Source organism: Pacificibacter maritimus (assembly GCF_003814915.1).
Taxonomy (GTDB): domain Bacteria; phylum Pseudomonadota; class Alphaproteobacteria; order Rhodobacterales; family Rhodobacteraceae; genus Celeribacter; species Celeribacter maritimus.
This window is the reverse complement of record NZ_RKQK01000001.1, coordinates 438,198-454,611: the sequence shown is the minus strand read 5'-3', so window position 1 is coordinate 454,611 and position 16,414 is coordinate 438,198. Positions and strand designations below refer to the sequence as shown.

At 51.2% G+C, this 16,414-nt stretch carries 17 protein-coding genes; 12 read left to right on the top strand and 5 right to left on the bottom strand.

What is annotated here, in order from left to right; translation table 11 throughout:
- Positions 1-3 precede the first annotated feature (3 nt).
- The gene (locus tag EDD53_RS02125) at positions 4-654 is read left to right on the top strand and encodes a DUF1638 domain-containing protein (RefSeq protein ID WP_246002154.1); all 651 of its coding nucleotides are present in this window, start codon (positions 4-6) and stop codon (positions 652-654) included.
- Here EDD53_RS02125 and EDD53_RS02120 read toward each other — a convergent pair.
- Positions 651-1,079, bottom strand: a complete 429-nt coding sequence (locus tag EDD53_RS02120; protein WP_123791548.1) for a SufE family protein — start codon at positions 1,077-1,079, stop codon at positions 651-653. The two genes, EDD53_RS02125 and EDD53_RS02120, sit on opposite strands and share 4 nt — an antisense overlap.
- A 154-nt stretch (positions 1,080-1,233) precedes the next feature.
- Between EDD53_RS02120 and EDD53_RS02115 the strand changes: the two genes are divergently transcribed.
- From EDD53_RS02115 to EDD53_RS02105, 3 genes are all read left to right on the top strand, one after another.
- Positions 1,234-1,734 carry a hypothetical protein gene (locus EDD53_RS02115; protein ID WP_123791547.1) on the top strand — a complete coding sequence of 167 codons (501 nt, stop codon included), beginning with the start codon at positions 1,234-1,236 and terminating at the stop codon, positions 1,732-1,734.
- Between the two features lie 63 nt (positions 1,735-1,797).
- Complete coding sequence (locus EDD53_RS02110; protein WP_123791546.1) at positions 1,798-2,736, top strand: nucleoside hydrolase; 939 nt, start codon at positions 1,798-1,800, stop codon at positions 2,734-2,736.
- Positions 2,737-2,775: 39 nt separating this feature from the next.
- Positions 2,776-4,188, top strand: coding sequence for a protein adenylyltransferase SelO (locus EDD53_RS02105; protein ID WP_123791545.1), 1,413 nt, complete (start codon positions 2,776-2,778; stop codon positions 4,186-4,188).
- Positions 4,189-4,223: 35 nt separating this feature from the next.
- Here the strand turns inward: EDD53_RS02105 and EDD53_RS02100 are convergent, their stop codons facing one another.
- Entirely contained in the window at positions 4,224-4,856 is a 633-nt protein-coding gene (locus EDD53_RS02100; protein ID WP_123791544.1) for a TetR/AcrR family transcriptional regulator, read from the bottom strand.
- A 230-nt stretch (positions 4,857-5,086) separates the two neighbouring features.
- Between EDD53_RS02100 and EDD53_RS02095 the strand changes: the two genes are divergently transcribed.
- From EDD53_RS02095 to EDD53_RS02085, 3 genes are all read left to right on the top strand, one after another.
- Positions 5,087-5,506 carry a Fur family transcriptional regulator gene (locus tag EDD53_RS02095; protein WP_123791543.1) on the top strand — a complete coding sequence of 140 codons (420 nt, stop codon included), beginning with the start codon at positions 5,087-5,089 and terminating at the stop codon, positions 5,504-5,506.
- 188 nt (positions 5,507-5,694) lie between these two features.
- A complete protein-coding gene (eno, locus tag EDD53_RS02090) occupies positions 5,695-6,972 on the top strand; it encodes a phosphopyruvate hydratase (protein WP_123791542.1) in 1,278 nt (425 codons plus the stop codon).
- 183 nt (positions 6,973-7,155) lie between these two features.
- Complete coding sequence (locus tag EDD53_RS02085) at positions 7,156-8,223, top strand: hypothetical protein (RefSeq protein ID WP_123791541.1); 1,068 nt, start codon at positions 7,156-7,158, stop codon at positions 8,221-8,223.
- A gap of 257 nt (positions 8,224-8,480) precedes the next feature.
- Here the strand turns inward: EDD53_RS02085 and EDD53_RS02080 are convergent, their stop codons facing one another.
- Positions 8,481-9,578: an anhydro-N-acetylmuramic acid kinase gene (locus EDD53_RS02080; RefSeq protein WP_123791540.1), complete on the bottom strand. Its 1,098-nt coding sequence runs from the start codon at positions 9,576-9,578 to the stop codon at positions 8,481-8,483.
- A 72-nt stretch (positions 9,579-9,650) separates the two neighbouring features.
- On the opposite strand from EDD53_RS02080, the gene tyrS reads away from it, so the two are divergent.
- Positions 9,651-10,904, top strand: a complete 1,254-nt coding sequence (gene tyrS, locus EDD53_RS02075) for a tyrosine--tRNA ligase (RefSeq protein ID WP_123791539.1) — start codon at positions 9,651-9,653, stop codon at positions 10,902-10,904.
- Positions 10,905-11,070: 166 nt separating this feature from the next.
- Here tyrS and EDD53_RS02070 read toward each other — a convergent pair whose 3' ends face one another.
- Both EDD53_RS02070 and EDD53_RS02065 read right to left on the bottom strand, forming a co-directional pair.
- Positions 11,071-11,631, bottom strand: coding sequence for a peptidylprolyl isomerase (locus EDD53_RS02070; RefSeq protein WP_123791538.1), 561 nt, complete (start codon positions 11,629-11,631; stop codon positions 11,071-11,073).
- On the bottom strand, positions 11,624-12,130 hold the full coding sequence (locus EDD53_RS02065) for a peptidylprolyl isomerase (protein ID WP_123791537.1): 507 nt from the start codon (positions 12,128-12,130) through the stop codon (positions 11,624-11,626). Before EDD53_RS02065 ends, EDD53_RS02070 begins: the two co-directional genes overlap by 8 nt.
- Before the next feature lie 179 nt (positions 12,131-12,309).
- On the opposite strand from EDD53_RS02065, the gene EDD53_RS02060 reads away from it, so the two are divergent.
- From EDD53_RS02060 to pdhA, 4 genes are all read left to right on the top strand, one after another.
- Positions 12,310-13,485, top strand: coding sequence for a phosphoglycerate kinase (locus tag EDD53_RS02060; RefSeq protein ID WP_123791536.1), 1,176 nt, complete (start codon positions 12,310-12,312; stop codon positions 13,483-13,485).
- A gap of 278 nt (positions 13,486-13,763) precedes the next feature.
- Entirely contained in the window at positions 13,764-14,657 is an 894-nt protein-coding gene (locus EDD53_RS02055; protein WP_123791535.1) for a fructose bisphosphate aldolase, read from the top strand.
- Between the two features lie 244 nt (positions 14,658-14,901).
- Complete coding sequence (locus EDD53_RS02050; RefSeq protein ID WP_123791534.1) at positions 14,902-15,204, top strand: FtsB family cell division protein; 303 nt, start codon at positions 14,902-14,904, stop codon at positions 15,202-15,204.
- A gap of 199 nt (positions 15,205-15,403) precedes the next feature.
- The gene (gene pdhA / locus EDD53_RS02045) at positions 15,404-16,405 is read left to right on the top strand and encodes a pyruvate dehydrogenase (acetyl-transferring) E1 component subunit alpha (protein WP_123791533.1); all 1,002 of its coding nucleotides are present in this window, start codon (positions 15,404-15,406) and stop codon (positions 16,403-16,405) included.
- The last annotated feature ends 9 nt before the right edge of the window (positions 16,406-16,414 follow it).

Below are 16,414 nucleotides of genomic sequence, written 5' to 3'. Positions count from 1 at the left end.
AACGTGTCACAAGACCTGAAACCCCGCGACATCACAGATGACAGCCTGCGCGATCAAGGCCTGTCATCTGTCGGCGCGGGGAAAACTTTGGTCATTGCTTGCGGGGCTTTGGCGCGCGAAATATTGGCAATTATTGATGCCAACGGTTTGGAACATCTGACGCTGACCTGCCTCCCTGCGATCTTGCACAACACCCCTCATGACATACCCAAAGCCGTCGAAGATGCTGTAAACAAACACAAAGATGACTATGACCACATTCTTGTGGCTTACGGAGATTGCGGCACTGGGGGGCAATTGCAAAGCGTCTGCGCCCGTTTGGGGGTCGAAATGATCGACAGCCCGCATTGTTACGCCTTTTTTGACGGCACGACGCAGTTTTTGGAGCGCGGCGAGGTCACCAGCTTTTTTCTAACTGACTTTCTGGCCCGCCAATTCGATGCATTTGTCTGGAAACCACTCGGCCTAGACCGCTACCCCGACCTGCGGGATATGTATTTCGGAAATTACGAAACGCTGGTCTATTTAGCGCAAACCGATGATCCAGCTTTGGTTCAAACCGCGAAAGACTGCGCCGCACGGCTGGGGCTGAAGTTTGATCTGCGCCAGACAGGATATGGCGAATTGACTGGTTTCTTAGGCAAACGCGCTTAACGCGCCGCTTCGATGGCTGCGTTTTCTTGAATACGCGCCAACATCGCCCGCAGCCCGTTGGATCGCTGGGCAGACAGGTGATCGTTTAACCCCAAACGGCCCAATTCGGCCAATGCATCAACTTCGCCAACCTCTTTTGCGGTCAGACCTGCGTAAAGCGCGTGCAAAACAGCGATAAGCCCCTGCACGATCATCGCATCAGATGCGCCTTGAAATCCCAAAACCGCATCAGGCCCCTGCCCGTCAAATGATGTGACCAGCCAAACCTGCGAGGCGCAGCCCTCAACCTTGGTCGCAGGCACTTTAAAGGCCTCGTCCAGCGGCGCAAAGGCTTTGCCCATGTCGATAACATGACGGTAGCGATCTTCCCAATCGTCCAAAAATTCGAACGTCTCGGCAAGCTCTTCAAAGGTCTCGTTGGCCATCGGGGTCTCCTGATTTTATCTTATGCTTCACATAGGCCTTTGTGCGACTTAGGTCCAGCGCCGAGCCGCCAAAACACGTGACTTGCCCTTGCAAATCCTTTTCAAAAGATATGAAGTGCGATAGCCAAGTTAAGTTATTTTTAGGAGAGACAAGATGCAACGACAGGTGATTATGACAGCTTTGGCTCTGTCGCTGCTCAGTGGATGCGCCAGCTTTGGCACATCGCGCTTAAACCCTGTGAATTGGTTCGGCCCGTCCCAAGCTGTGCCCGCAACACAGCAAGGTCAAAAGGTCACGGTCGTGCCAACCTTGGCCCCCAAACGCGGCTATCCTGAATTCCAAGACACGCGCCTTTTGGTGCCCAGCTTGGCGGATGTTTCCATCGTTAAATCAGCCTCTGGCGCGATTGTGACAGCGACGGGCCTTGTGCCCAGTTTAGGCTATTATGACGCAGAACTGGTGCGCATCGAAACAGATAACCCCGCAGAATTACTGCTTGATTTCCGTCTGCGTGCCCCCAGCAAAGTCACAGCGATCGGCAATGAAGCGCAGCGCAAAATCACTGTCGCGCGCACAATCCAAGACCGCGATTTGCAAAATATCTCAACGATCACCGTGCGCGCCTCAAATGGCAGCCGTGTTATTCGCCGCTGATCACCGCATATTTCACCGCATATTTCCACGCCCATTCGACCTTTGACCACGCAAGGATTGCCCATGGCACAGTTACGTAAAATCATCATCGACACCGATCCTGGCCAAGATGACGCCGTGGCCATTTTGCTGGCTTTGGGATCGCCAGAGATTGATGTTTTAGGGATCACAACTGTCGCGGGCAATGTGCCTTTGGCGCTGACCACAACCAACGCTTTAAAAGTCTGCGAAGTGGCAGGACGCCGCGATGTCAAAGTCTTTGCTGGCTGTGATCGCCCCTTGGCGCAAAAACTTGTGACAGCCGAACATGTGCATGGCGAGTCAGGTTTGGACGGTATCGAACTGCCTGCACCAACACTGCAAGCGCAAGACACACACGGCGTTGATTTCATTATCGAAACCCTGCGCAATGAACCCAGCGGCACAGTCACTTTATGCCCGCTTGGCCCTTTGACAAATATTGCAACGGCCTTTGAACGCGCACCTGATATCATTGAACGTGTGCAAGAAATTGTCTTGATGGGGGGCGCTTATTTCGAAGTGGGCAACATCACACCTGCGGCGGAATTCAACATCTATGTCGATCCAGAAGCCGCTGATATTGTGTTTAAATCTGGCGCAAAACTCACCGTTTTGCCGCTGGATGTGACCCATAAAGCCTTGGTCACCAAAGAGCGCCTCATTCCCTTTAAGGCCATGGGGCATTTGGGCGATGTGGTGATCGGCTGGATGGATTTCTTTGAACGCTTTGACATTGAAAAATACGGCTCTGCGGGCGGTCCTTTGCATGACCCGACCGTGATCGCCTATGTGATCAAACCCGAGCTTTTCACGGGGCGCTTTATCAATGTCGAAATCGAAACCAAATCCGAATTAACGCGCGGCATGACCGTGGCGGATTGGTGGGGCGTGACCGATCGCGCACCAAATGCGACCTTTATCGGCGATGTGGATGCGGATGGCTTTTTCGACCTTTTGACCAGCGAAATCGCCAAGCTCTAAACACGCGCCCGCCCCTTCATCGACAGGACATTCGCCCCGATGGTAGACTTCGACAACAGCTATGCCCGCCTTCCCGATCGCTTTTTCTCAAAAGTCGATCCCGATCCAGTGCCACAGCCCGAAATCATTCTGTTCAACGCGGAACTGGCCAAAACTTTGGGCCTGTCTGATTGGTCTGAACGCGCCGATATTTTAGCAGGCAATTCCATTCCCGAGGGCGCAGAGCCCTTGGCGCAGGTCTATGCCGCTCATCAATTTGGCGGCTGGGTGCCACGTTTGGGTGACGGGCGCGCAATTTTGCTGGGTGAAGTTGCCACAAGCAACGGCCGTTTCGACATCCAACTCAAAGGCGCAGGCCGCACCCCCTATTCACGCAACGGTGACGGGCGCAATTGGTTGGGGCCTGTATTGCGCGAATATATCGTGTCAGAATTCATGGCCGCGATGGATGTGCCGACCACCCGCGCCCTAGCCGCCACGGCCACAGGCGCGAAAGTGCAACGCGAAGTCAGCTATCCAGGCGGGGTCGTGACACGGGTCGCCGCAAGTCACATACGCGTTGGCACCTTTCAATATTTCAGTGCGCGCCAAGATGTGGAGGCTGTGCGGATTTTGGTTGATCACGTCCGCAGACGGCATTTTCCACAGGCAAAAACCACGCTGGATGTCTATGACGCCATCATCGCAGCCCAAGCCAAACTGATCGCAAAATGGATGGGGCTGGGATTTGTTCATGGCGTTATGAACACCGACAACATGGCCGTTTCAGGAGAAACCATTGATTACGGTCCCTGTGCTTTTGTGGATGGATATGCCTCAAACGCGGTATTCTCATCCATCGACCGCCAAGGGCGCTATGCTTTTGATCAACAATCTAACATCGCGGGCTGGAATTTGGCGCAGCTTGGCAGTTGCTTTGTGCCTTTGTTGCAAGAAGAATTGGGCAGTCAGGAAGCCGCAATTGAAATGCTGTCGCAAAGCTTAAACCAGTTTCCCGATCTGTTTCAAAGCGCATGGAAGTCGGTGTTTGCCGCCAAATTGGGCATTTCGCAGCCAACAGAGCAAGATCTGGAATTGGCGCAAAGCCTTTTGACGCTCATGGAAAAACAAAGCGTAGATTTCACCAATGTCTTTGCAGGATTAAGCTCAGGCGCGGCCCGCGATCAGTTTATCAATGCTACAGAATTTGATCACTGGCATGACCTATGGCAAAAGCGCATCAAAGATTTGGCGGATGCCAAAGAGGTGATGCAAGCGGCCAATCCTAAAATCATTCCGCGCACGCATCGGTTGGAACAGGCCATTCAGGCGGCCATTGCAGGTGATTTCAAACCCGCACAGCGCTTGGCAAAAGCCCTATCGCAGCCGCGTATTTTGTCCCCAGACGACATTGATCTCACAAAAGCGCCGACCCCAGATGAGGTTGTGCCCCAAACTTTTTGCGGCACCTAGACCCAAGGCCAAATTGCCACGCGGGTCTTGCACCTTTAGGCCCCGCGCAGGATCAACCGCGCAACGCGTGCAAAGGCATCGTCAAAATCGGTCAATGAATACAGGTCTTTCACGTCATCGGGCAGGCTGTCAAAATGTTCGGGGCGCTCTGCTGCAAGATGAGATGCGCCTTGCAAGGCCACAAACAACGCCTGAGCCAATTCTACAGCGCGGCGGTGTTCTAACCCGCGTGTTTTGACCAATCGCGCTGCAAATCGTTCCATTTGATCTGCGACTTGACGTTTCGTTTCAATCAAGCCTTCGCGGGGCAAAGTGGGTTCAATCGTGGTTGTAAAACGCGCCATCAAGGGCAGAAAAAGCGGATCAGCCTTGCCTGCGATCAACATTTCTGCAGTCAAAGCCGTGTCCATCGCCGCATGGGGCAGCACCAAGGATATAAAATTTTTCAGCGCTTCAAGGTAGAGTTCTGCAAACAATTCTTCTTTGGTTTCGGCGAAAATATAAATCGCCCCTTTCGCCATATCGACGTTTTGTGCCAATTCGCCCATTGAGAAGCGTGAAAACCCTACACGTTCAATAAGATCGCGTGCGACACGCAAAATATCCGCGACTTCTGCTGTGTTTTCGGCACAATCAAAAGCGCGTTTCGAATTCTCCATCAGCGACATGCAGGCTCACTCCCTTTTACGGCAACAAAAAACCTATAAGGGCAAGATGAGTGCACCGCGCGATCCAGATAGGTTCGATAGGTCTCGCATAAATTCGTTAAAAAAGTCATTCCACCACCTGATGGATTTCGTGCTGTTTTGTTTTGTGGTAAACTTGAAAACACGCGTGCAGCCTTGTCTTGTTGCATTTTATCGCAATACGGGGCCTGCCCCCAAAGACTGGATGTGAAATGACCGACACAATTCTAGATCGCTGCAAAGAAAACGGCATGCGCATGACAGGGCAACGCAAAATCATTGCGCAGGTTTTAGATCAGGCCAAAGACCACCCTGCGGCCGAAGAATTGTTCAAACGCGCCGCACAAATCGACCCGCATATTTCACTTGCCACCGTTTACCGTACCGTGAAAACGCTTGAAGATTGCGGTATCTTGGCCAAGGTTGATTTCGGCGATGGCCGCGCCCGATATGAGCCCGCCGCACGCGCACATCATGACCATCTGATAGATGTGGACACAGGCAGGGTCATCGAATTTGTTGATCACGATATCGAAGCGCTTCAAGAAAAAATCGCCACAAAATTGGGATACCGCCTGACGGGACACCGTTTGGAATTGTTTGGCGTCAAAATTCATCCCGATACAGATTAGCCGGATGGCTCCGCGCCCAGACTGTTGCCAATCTATGGCCTAGACCAGCCGCTAAAACCGTCACCCAAATGTTACCGCTAACAAGCAAAGTGACCCCATGTTAGCGCTCAATTGTTGACGCCCCGTTCTGGCCTGCTATCAATCGCTCCAATGGCCCGAAATTCAACCTTTTAAAAAGGCACGCCCACATGAGCACTATTATCGATATCATCGGACGCGAAATTCTTGACAGCCGTGGCAACCCCACTGTCGAAGTTGACGTTATTTTAGAAGACGGCACAATGGGCCGCGCAGCCGTGCCATCTGGCGCGTCAACAGGCGCACATGAAGCCGTTGAAAAACGTGATGGTGACAAAGACCGTTACCTTGGCAAAGGCGTTTTGGAAGCTGTTGCAGCCGTCAACGGTGAAATCGCTGAAGCCCTTGTTGGCATGGACGCCACAGAACAAGAAGCCATCGACGCTGTGATGATTGAACTCGACGGCACGCCAAACAAAGGCCGCTTGGGCGCCAACGCCATTTTGGGCGTCTCCTTGGCCACTGCCAAAGCCGCTGCTGATTATTCTAGCCTGCCACTTTACCGCTACATCGGCGGATCTTCTGCGCGCATCTTGCCAGTGCCTATGATGAACATCATCAACGGTGGCGAACACGCGGACAACCCGATCGACATCCAAGAATTCATGATCATGCCAGTCTCCGCTGCGAACATCCGCGAGGCGATCCGTATGGGCGCTGAAGTGTTCCACACGCTGAAAAAAGAATTGTCTACAGCGGGCTACAACACAGGTATCGGTGATGAGGGCGGCTTTGCCCCTGCAATCAACTCCTCACGCGAAGCGCTTGATTTCATTATCAAGTCTATCGAGAAAGCAGGCTACACACCTGGCAAAGACATCTACCTCGCGCTCGATTGTGCCTCTTCTGAATACTACAAAGATGGCAAATACGAACTCAAAGGCGAAGGCAAATCTTTGACCTCAGCCGAAAACGCTGACTACTTGGCCGCTTTGTGCGATGACTACCCGATCATCTCGATTGAGGATGGCATGGACGAAGACGATTGGGCGGGTTGGAAGCTTTTGACCGAAAAAATCGGCGACAAAGTGCAACTCGTGGGCGACGACTTGTTCGTGACCAACCCTGTGCGTCTCGCCGATGGCATCAAACAAGGCGTGGCCAACTCCATGCTCGTCAAAGTGAACCAAATCGGCTCCCTTTCCGAGACCCTCAAAGCCGTCGATATGGCCCACCGCGCGCGCTACACCAACGTGATGTCGCACCGCTCAGGTGAGACCGAAGACGCGACCATCGCTGATTTGGCCGTTGCAACCAACTGTGGTCAGATCAAAACTGGGTCGCTTTCGCGTTCCGACCGTATGGCCAAATACAACCAGCTGATCCGCATCGAAGAAGAACTCGGCGCCACAGCAGAATACGCTGGCACATCCATCCTCAAGGTGTGAGGCCACACAGGCATTTTTTAAGTGCCATGTTGAAAGCGCGCGTTGTGCCGCGCTGAGACGGAGTGACAAAGTGACAAAAGCCCCGCCATTTGGTGGGGCTTTTTGCATGCGCAACGACTTGATGTTCACTTTTTACCCCACTACGCTGAACAGATAACAAAAGTTTAATTTCACCGGGGACATATGAACAGAAAGCTAATCGTATTCGGAAACGGTTTAGGACGCGCCCTAGACAATGACTATTTTCAACTTCAAGCGGCCATGACATCAGTTTGGGGTAGCGACTTATTTGACGAAAATGAAAAAGAAATCATCGCATCGCTGAAAGGTTTTGACGCAGCAATCGGCCCAACATCAGAGGCTGATCTTCGTTCTGCATATACGGCACTCATAGGCCATTCAATGTTGAAATTGAGCATTGAACCAGAGACACTTAGTCATTGGCTGAATACAAATGCTGCTCAATTTCCAAGCCTGCTAGAAAAGTACATCTATGCAGTTGCACACTATTTTCATGAATTTCAATTTGATCCACCCCAAGAAGCGCTATGGCGGACATTCACTCAACCATTGATTGACTATATTTTCAAATCCCGAAGCCATGTAGCAACACTTAACTATGACACCTTATTGTATGCCCCATTCAATCGCCAAAATGTCACCGGAAAAGCCTTTCCACTATGCAGAGCAAAAGTAGATGAAACATCTTTAGGTGACGGCTTTCAAACATCATATACCCCCAAAACCTTTAACTGGTACAATAGCAAAAACCCAAGAGGAACATACCTTCATCTACATGGCACTCCCCTATTTTATAAAAAGGACGATGGAGTATCAGCAAAGCGGACCAGAGATAACCTACCAATTCCAAAGAATGCTGAAGGGAAAAATCAGATTATCCTTGGGCCAACAGGTTTAAAGCTCCAGCTCATTGAGAGCTGCGATGTACTCAAAGATTATTGGGAGGTTCGGTTGCCAAAGTGTATCCGAGAAGCTGACGAAATCATCCTTTTTGGGTATGGTGGGGCTGATAGCCACCTGAACGACTTACTCAAAAAGCGCTCTCCCGAAACCAATATTCATATTGTTGAAAGAAACCAAGAAGGGACTTGGTTAGAGCGTAAAAAGTTCTGGTCAGACAACCTTTCAGGAACGGTCAGTCCTATTTTACTTGATGACATCCTAGACTTCACAGATTGGGACGACCCCAGTAAGCAACCCTCGATCCCCTACTCGGAGATCCCTTTCTAGACCCAAAACCACCCCAGCGGGGAAAAACATATTTTTCCCGTAAACTCCCCAGCAAAAGTCTGGGATACATTACCTTACGGCAGCCCTGTCTGGCGAAGAGATCAAGCACGATATGATGGCGCACTGATTTCATAACGTGAAAACCTTAGGGGGAGTTTTCTGAAAAATTCCCCCTAACGCAAAACTCGCGCCCCAAAGCCTTTAAAACATGTAAAATGCAGCCTGTGAAAATCGTTAAACTATTTAAAACACGCGCCTTAATCGGGCTTTGAAATCCGCCCGCCGCCAATGGCAGCCGCGACGCCTGTGGTGCTGGGGCAGCTTGTCGGCAGACCGCGTTTGACCCGCATGGCAAGATAGGCAAAGGCTTGGGCTTCAAGCATATCGCCGTCCAAACCCACAGTTTCGATGGGCGCGACGGCGCAATCCACGCCTGCAGCAATCATTGCCATCAATGTCGCGTTTCGACTGCCGCCCCCCGACACCAAAATCCGCGCAGGTGGGCTTGGGCAATGGTCCATCGCTTGCGCCACAGATGCGGCAGCCATCGCTGTTAAGGTCGCGGCGGCATCTTGATCACTCAGGCTTTCGACCTGCGTCAAAATATCGTGAAAATCATTTCTATCTAAGGACTTAGGCGGCATCTTCATGAAATAGGCGTGTTGCATAAACTGATCTAAAAGCGCCGCATCCACCTGACCAGAAGCTGCCAAATCGCCGTTATCATCAAAAGATTTCCCCAAACGCGCCATGCATAAATCATTGATCGGCGCATTGGCTGGCCCCGTGTCAAAGGCCAACAAAGCGCCAGTCTGCGCAGGATCATCGATGCTGGGGTCGACCCAAGTCAGATTGCCCACACCGCCTAAATTTAAAAACACAAGCGGCGCCGTGGCCTTGATATAACGCGCGCAAGCATGGTGGAAAAACGGGGCCAAAGGCGCGCCCTGCCCGCCCATTTGCACATCATTGCTGCGAAAATCCCAGACAACCGTTTGTTGCAAAACTTCCGCCAACACCGCACCATTCCCCGCTTGATAGGTGCCAAGCCCACGCGGATCATGCGCAAAGGTTTGCCCATGAAATCCAACCATTTCAAAGCCTTGCAATGCTGATAGCGCTTCGGCATGGGCGGTCTCAATCAATTCGACGGCCGCGTCACTGGCCTGCCACAGTCCCAACTGGTCACGCAAAAGCGACTGTTCATCCACGCTATATGGGCGAAATGTGCTGTCGCCAAACTCAAAAATATCAATGCCATCCGTGCGCAAAAGCGCCACATCAACCCCATCCAAAGAGGTGCCAGACATACAACCTGCGATCCAAATCGGCTCTACTTGTTTTTTCACCGTCATGACTCTCTTTCCCTTTGGCGCTGAGCCAGATATATCAGGCATTGCTAGCCCTTAATATGGATAAAAATTGCAATGACATACCACCCCAAATCAGACTTTATGGCAGTGATGATAGAGCGCGGCTTTTTGGCCGATTGCACAGACTATCAAGGCCTTGATGAAGCCCTGAGCAAAGGTGTTGTGCCAGCCTATATCGGCTTTGATGCGACGGCCACATCGCTGCATGTGGGGTCGTTGATCCAGATTATGATGCTGCGTTGGTTGCAAAAAACTGGCCACCAACCGATCACCTTAATGGGCGGGGGCACCACGAAAGTGGGCGACCCTAGCTTTCGCGCAGATGAGCGCCCTTTGTTGACCGAAGACAAGATCAACCAGAACATCGCAGGCATCAAAAGCGTCTTCGCGGCCTATATCGACTATGAAACAGACGCGCCGAACAAAGCGCTGATGCTGAACAACGCCGAATGGCTTGATGGGTTGAATTACCTCGAGTTTTTGCGCGACATCGGCAAGCATTTCTCGGTCAACCGCATGTTGTCGTTTGAAAGCGTGAAATCGCGTTTGGACCGCGAGCAATCACTGTCGTTCCTTGAGTTTAACTACATGATTTTGCAGGCTTATGACTTTTTGGAGCTCAACCGTCGTTACGGTTGTATGTTGCAAATGGGCGGGTCGGATCAATGGGGCAATATTGTCAACGGCATCGATTTGACGCGCCGCGTGATCGACAATTCTATTTTCGGGCTGACCTCGCCTTTGCTGACCACATCGGACGGCAAAAAGATGGGCAAATCGCAATCTGGCGCGATCTGGCTGAATGAAGATATGCTGAGTTCTTACGAATTCTGGCAATTCTGGCGCAACACGACGGATGCCGACACGGGGCGTTTTTTGAAGCTCTACACTGAGTTGCCCGTCGCGGAATGTGAGCGTTTGGGCGCCTTGCAAGGCTCTGATATCAACGAGGCAAAAATCATTCTGGCCAATGAAGTGACAGCACTCTTGCATGGTCGTGAAGCGGCAAATGCAGCCGAAGCCACGGCACGCGAAGTGTTTGAAAAGGGCGGTACAGGTAATGACCTGCCAACGCTGGAACTGACAGCAGATGAGATTGGCGATGGGATTTCTATCGTGCAATTGTTCGTCCGTGCAGGGCTTGCAGGCACAGGCAAAGAAGCCAAACGCTTATTTTCCGATAATGGCGCGAAGGTGAATGACGCAGACCACAAAGATGCAGGCGTCATGGTGACACCCGCTGATTTGGCAACACCTATGAAACTGTCAGCAGGCAAAAAACGCCATGCCTTGGTCGTTTTAAAATAGCACAAATCGAACATTTTGATTGAAGAAGGGGGCATTTATGTCCCCTTTTTTTGCATTTATAGCATCTTTTCGCAAATAAAAGCTCCATAAGCAAAAGGCCCCGCGACTGCAGGGCCTTTCAAATTCCTTTCAACACCACCTGTCTTTTGCGACAGAGATAGGCGTCTTATTCGGTCACGGAGACAGAAACCATTTTGTCAGGTTCGCCAATGACAGATCCATTCGGGCCAGCACCCTTTTTGATCGCATTGACCACGTCCATGCCTTCCGTCACACGGCCAACAACTGTGTATTGGCCATTCAAATGCGGCGCAGGGGCGAACATAATGAAGAACTGCGAATTGGCAGAATCTGGGCTGGAAGATCGCGCCATGCCAACAACGCCCGCATCAAAGCTCTCATCAGAAAACTCAGCTTTCAGATCCGCGTTTTCAGCCCCCCCCATGCCAGCACGTGACATGTTGAAATCTTCTGCGTCTGATTTGCCAAATTGCACATCGCCCGTTTGCGCCATGAAGCCATCGATGACGCGGTGAAACACCACATTGTCATAGGCACCATCGGCGGCCAATTGGGTGATCTGTGCGACATGACCAGGTGCCACATCTTCAAGCAGATCAATTTTGATCACGCCGTTCGCTTCGCCAGCGACAGTGATTTCAAGACCTGTTGCGAATGCTGGCACTGAGGCCAGAATCGCAAGAGTCGCCAGAGCTGATTTAAGCATCGGCTGCGACTTTCACAGAGATCATGCAATCAGGGTATTGCGCTGGCTCACCACGGGTAATTTTGTCGACAGCTTCCATGCCTGACAGCACGCGTCCATAAACTGTATACTGATTGTTCAGGAAGTGGTTGTCGGAAAAGTTGATGAAAAACTGAGAGTTAGCAGAGTTTGGGTTTTGCGAACGTGCCGCACCCAAAGTGCCGCGATCATGTGGAAGGCTGGAAAACTCTGCTGGAACATCAGGCAAATCAGAGCTGCCAGTGCCCGCGCGGCGGATTTCGAAATCTTTGTTTTGGTTGCCGAATTGTACGTCGCCAGTTTGCGCCATAAAGCCGTCGATCACGCGGTGAAACACAACGCCGTCATAGGCACCAGAGCGCGCCAATTCTTTCATGCGCGCACAGTGTTGCGGTGCGACATCTGGAAGAAGTTCGATCACAACTTGGCCGTGCTCAAGTTCGATCAGGATTGTGTTTTCGGGATCTTTGATATCAGCCATCTTGCGGCTCCTTGTCATATATAAAGTGTGTTTGGGGGCAATCTAAGGGCTTGAGCGGCGAAGTAAAAGGGCAAGTTTCCCCCTTTGCGGCTCAGCGCCGACAAGCTGCCATTGACCTAAACATCTGAGCGCTTAAAACAGAGCTAAATACATGCAACAGACCCTGCAAGGACACTCCGATGGCTTGGAAAACGCTCGACGATATGGACATGAACGGCAAGATCGTTCTCACACGTGTGGACATCAATGTGCCCATGAAAGACGGCACTGTCACCGATGCGACGCGCATTGAGCGCATAAAACCAACGATTGATGACATCGTGGCAAAAGGCGGCATCCCTGTGATGCTGGCGCATTTTGGTCGCCCAAAAGGTGAATATGTTGCTGACTTGTCGTTGTCGCATATCATGCCTGCCGTGACAAAAACACTTGGTCGTGACGTGACATTCATCGAACGCCCATCCCGCGAACAGCTCGACGCCCTGCCCGCAGGATCTGTGGTTTTGGTAGAAAACACGCGTTTCACAGCCATGGAAACGGATAACGATCCGCAAATGGCGCAGTTTTTGGCCTCTTTGGGCGATATCTTTTGCAATGATGCCTTTTCGGCTGCGCACCGTGCCCATGCCTCGACCACTGGTGTGGCAAAACTGTTGCCGTCTTGTGCGGGTCGCCTCATGCAGGCCGAACTTTCAGCACTTGAGGCAGCTTTGGCCACACCCAAACGCCCTGTTGTGGCCGTGGTTGGGGGTGCAAAAGTGTCAACCAAGCTCGAACTTTTGGGCAATTTGGTACGCAAAGTTGATCACTTGGTGATTGGTGGCGGCATGGCCAATACGTTTTTGGCAGCTCAGGGCGTGAATGTTGGCAAGTCTCTTTGCGAACATGACCTTGCAGACACGGCGCGCGACATTTTGAAAAAGGCAGATGAGGCTGGTTGCGAAATTATCTTGCCGATTGATGTGGTGGTCGCTTGGGAATTCGCTGCCAATACCAAAAATGAAACCGTTGATGTGGCGGCCTGCCCTGCGGATGCGATGATTTTTGATGCTGGCCCCAAGTCAATCGCACGGTTGAACGATGTCATTTCTGCCAGTGAAACATTGATCATGAACGGGCCTTTGGGCGTATTCGAATTGGAACCTTTCGGCGCGGGCACCTTTGCGATGCTTGATGTGATTGCCAAGCAAACCCAAGCTGGGGATTTGATTTCTGTGGCAGGCGGCGGCGATACCGTGGCAGCCATCAATGCGGCAGGTGTCGCGGATCGCTTTACCTATATTTCGACCGCAGGCGGCGCTTTCTTGGAATGGATGGAAGGCAAAACCCTGCCAGGTGTTGAGGCGCTCGGTTAAACCCAAACCAAACCTGACCCAAAGATTTTTAAGCGCCCGTGCATGAATTTGCGCGGGCGTTTTTGCGGCTAGCGCCCCCGAATGACAGCCAATGATGCAAAATTTGTTTTGCAAAAATACCTGTATGAACAATGTGTTAGCGATAACAGAGCAACAGTTAGCGCAACCATTTTTTTTGTTAGCGCCATCAGAATTGCGCCACTGTCAAAGCAGCGCTAAGCAAATCTAGAAATTCCCTGATCCCGCCCCAAAGGGGCATAAATGCAATGAGGACTCCCATGTCGATCCAAGAAATGACCGCCAAAATCCGTGATGGCCAAGGTTTTATCGCAGCGCTTGACCAATCTGGAGGCTCCACCCCGAAAGCATTGGCGCAATACGGCATTGAGCCGAATGAGTACAACGGCGATAGCGAAATGTTTGACATGATCCACGCAATGCGGTCGCGCATCATGCAGTCGTCGTCTTTTACTTCCGATAAAGTGATCGGCGCGATCTTGTTTGAAATGACAATGGATCGCGATGTCGCGGGCAAACCAACCCCAAAATATCTGTTTGAAGACAAAGGCATCGTGCCGTTTTTAAAAATCGACAAAGGCTTGGAAGCCGAAGAAAACGGCGTGCAATTGATGAAGCCCAATCCTGATTTGGATGATCTTCTGGCGCGCGCAGCCAATTTGGGCGTTTTCGGCACCAAAGAACGCTCTGTCGTGAATGCGGCCAATCGTGAGGGCATCAAAGCCGTTGTGGCGCAGCAATTTGAAATCGGCGAACAGGTGATCAAAGCAGGTTTAATGCCGATGCTTGAACCAGAGGTCACAATCACGATCAAAGACAAAGCCGAAGCAGAAGCCATCTTGCGCGAAGAAATCTTGACGCAACTTGATGCGCTGGCCCCCAACAAACAGGTGATGTTGAAAGTGTCTTTGCCGACTGAGCCGAATTTTTACAAACCCTTGGTGGACCACCCGCGTGTTTTGAAAGTTGTGTCACTGTCTGGTGGTTATTCCCGTGAGGAAGCCAACGCAAAATTGGCGCTAAACACAGGCATGATCGCGTCTTTCTCACGCGCTTTGATCGAAGGGCTAAGTGCCAAACAAGCCGATACAGATTTTGATGCTATCTTAAATGCAACAACCAGTGAAATCCATGCGGCCTCTGTTGCGGGATAAGAGCTACAACATTTAGTCGGAAAAACGGGGCGCGCATCTATATGCTGTGTCCCGTTTTGCTTTTTCAGGGTGACCTGTTAACACTCTGATTCCAAACACGAATCTGATGCACCGTGCTGATAAAAAAAATGATGTTGTGATTCGAAAAGGGATTCACAAAGCGATTCGCCTATGGCATAGTCTTCAAACGGATCACCCATAAGAGGTGGCCGTGTGAGCAGTAAACTACAGGCAACCCCCTATCATGGCGTCCAATCGCAAACGTCCCCCTCTCGCTGTTCTGATATATACAGCCGTAATCGTCACATTGGGCGGTTACTTCACCTTTGCTGCAGTGCAAGGTGAGTACGGGCTGTTCCGTCGCATTCAAATTGAGGCGGAGCTTGAAGACCTACACGAGAAGAGTGATCGGCTTGCGATAAATTTGGAAGTCATGCGCAATAAAACTTTGCGCATGTCTGACGGATACTTAGATCTAGACCTACTCGACGAACAAGCTCGAGACGTCTTGGGATATGTGCGCGCCGATGAGTTGGTCATTCGCTAAGGCTTGCCGTAAAACGCAGCCTTAGCGAATCCAATCTCGCTATTTAATCCCTGAAAAATTAAACATTTCCATAGGCTTGCACCCGTATGCGGCCAGACCAAGCAAACGAACTGCAATTTATCCGTGCAATTCCATTCAAACTGCTTTATGATATAGTTTAATACTAAACTATATCTGCGATTTTGGAGGAGGACGCCGCATGGCCCCCAAGAAAACCACCGCAAATTCCGCGAGCAAAGCGAATGTATCAAAAGACGAATTGCTTGCCTATTACAAGGACATGCTCCTGATCCGCCGCTTTGAAGAAAAAGCGGGCCAATTATATGGCATGGGTTTAATCGGTGGCTTTTGTCACCTCTACATCGGCCAAGAAGCCGTGGTTGTAGGCTTGGAAGCTGCCACCAAAGAAGGTGACAAGCGCATCACATCTTACCGCGACCACGGCCACATGTTGGCATGCGGGATGAACCCTGACGGGGTGATGGCCGAATTGACGGGTCGCGAAGGCGGCTATTCAAAAGGCAAAGGCGGCTCCATGCATATGTTCTCGAAAGAGAAACATTTCTACGGCGGCCACGGTATCGTGGGTGCACAGGTGCCACTGGGTGCGGGTCTTGCGTTTTCTGACAAATACAAAGGCAATGACAATGTGACATTCGCCTACTTCGGCGATGGCGCGGCCAACCAAGGGCAGGTTTACGAGACCTACAACATGGCGATGCTTTGGGATCTTCCAGTGATTTTTGTCATTGAAAACAACCAATACGCCATGGGTACATCCGTGCAGCGCTCAACCAAATCTCCATCACTTTGGGAACGTGGCGCAGCCTACGGTATCAAAGGCGAAGAAGTAGACGGTATGGATGTTTTGGCGGTCAAAGAAGCCTCTGAAAAAGCTGTGGCGCATTGCCGTGCAGGCAAAGGCCCCTATATTTTGGAAGTGAAAACATACCGTTACCGCGGTCACTCTATGTCAGATCCTGCAAAATACCGTTCACGCGAAGAAGTGCAAAAGATGAAAGACGAGCGCGATCCAATCGAAGCGGTGCGGTCTTTGCTTTTGACAGGCAAGCATGCTTCCGAGGATGATCTCAAAGCGATCGACAAAGAGATCAAAGCCGTGGTGAACGCCTCAGCAGAATTTGCAAAAACCAGCCCAGAGCCTGCCCTTGAAGAGCTTTGGACAGACATTTACGCCTAATCCTGAGAG

Bases quoted from the DNA above. Each gene is read 5' to 3' on its own strand.
- tyrS (WP_123791539.1), top strand. From the start codon at position 9,651: ATGACATACCACCCCAAATCAGACTTTATGGCAGTGATGATAGAGCGC.
- EDD53_RS02055 (WP_123791535.1), top strand. From the start codon at position 13,764: ATGTCGATCCAAGAAATGACCGCCAAAATCCGTGATGGCCAAGGTTTT.
- EDD53_RS02115 (WP_123791547.1), top strand. From the start codon at position 1,234: ATGCAACGACAGGTGATTATGACAGCTTTGGCTCTGTCGCTGCTCAGT.
- EDD53_RS02050 (WP_123791534.1), top strand. From the start codon at position 14,902: ATGGCGTCCAATCGCAAACGTCCCCCTCTCGCTGTTCTGATATATACA.
- EDD53_RS02060 (WP_123791536.1), top strand. From the start codon at position 12,310: ATGGCTTGGAAAACGCTCGACGATATGGACATGAACGGCAAGATCGTT.
- EDD53_RS02105 (WP_123791545.1), top strand. From the start codon at position 2,776: ATGGTAGACTTCGACAACAGCTATGCCCGCCTTCCCGATCGCTTTTTC.
- pdhA (WP_123791533.1), top strand. From the start codon at position 15,404: ATGGCCCCCAAGAAAACCACCGCAAATTCCGCGAGCAAAGCGAATGTA.
- EDD53_RS02065 (WP_123791537.1), bottom strand. From the start codon at position 12,130: ATGGCTGATATCAAAGATCCCGAAAACACAATCCTGATCGAACTTGAG.
- eno (WP_123791542.1), top strand. From the start codon at position 5,695: ATGAGCACTATTATCGATATCATCGGACGCGAAATTCTTGACAGCCGT.
- EDD53_RS02095 (WP_123791543.1), top strand. From the start codon at position 5,087: ATGACCGACACAATTCTAGATCGCTGCAAAGAAAACGGCATGCGCATG.
- EDD53_RS02070 (WP_123791538.1), bottom strand. From the start codon at position 11,631: ATGCTTAAATCAGCTCTGGCGACTCTTGCGATTCTGGCCTCAGTGCCA.
- EDD53_RS02120 (WP_123791548.1), bottom strand. From the start codon at position 1,079: ATGGCCAACGAGACCTTTGAAGAGCTTGCCGAGACGTTCGAATTTTTG.
- EDD53_RS02110 (WP_123791546.1), top strand. From the start codon at position 1,798: ATGGCACAGTTACGTAAAATCATCATCGACACCGATCCTGGCCAAGAT.
- EDD53_RS02080 (WP_123791540.1), bottom strand. From the start codon at position 9,578: ATGACGGTGAAAAAACAAGTAGAGCCGATTTGGATCGCAGGTTGTATG.
- EDD53_RS02100 (WP_123791544.1), bottom strand. From the start codon at position 4,856: ATGTCGCTGATGGAGAATTCGAAACGCGCTTTTGATTGTGCCGAAAAC.
- EDD53_RS02085 (WP_123791541.1), top strand. From the start codon at position 7,156: ATGAACAGAAAGCTAATCGTATTCGGAAACGGTTTAGGACGCGCCCTA.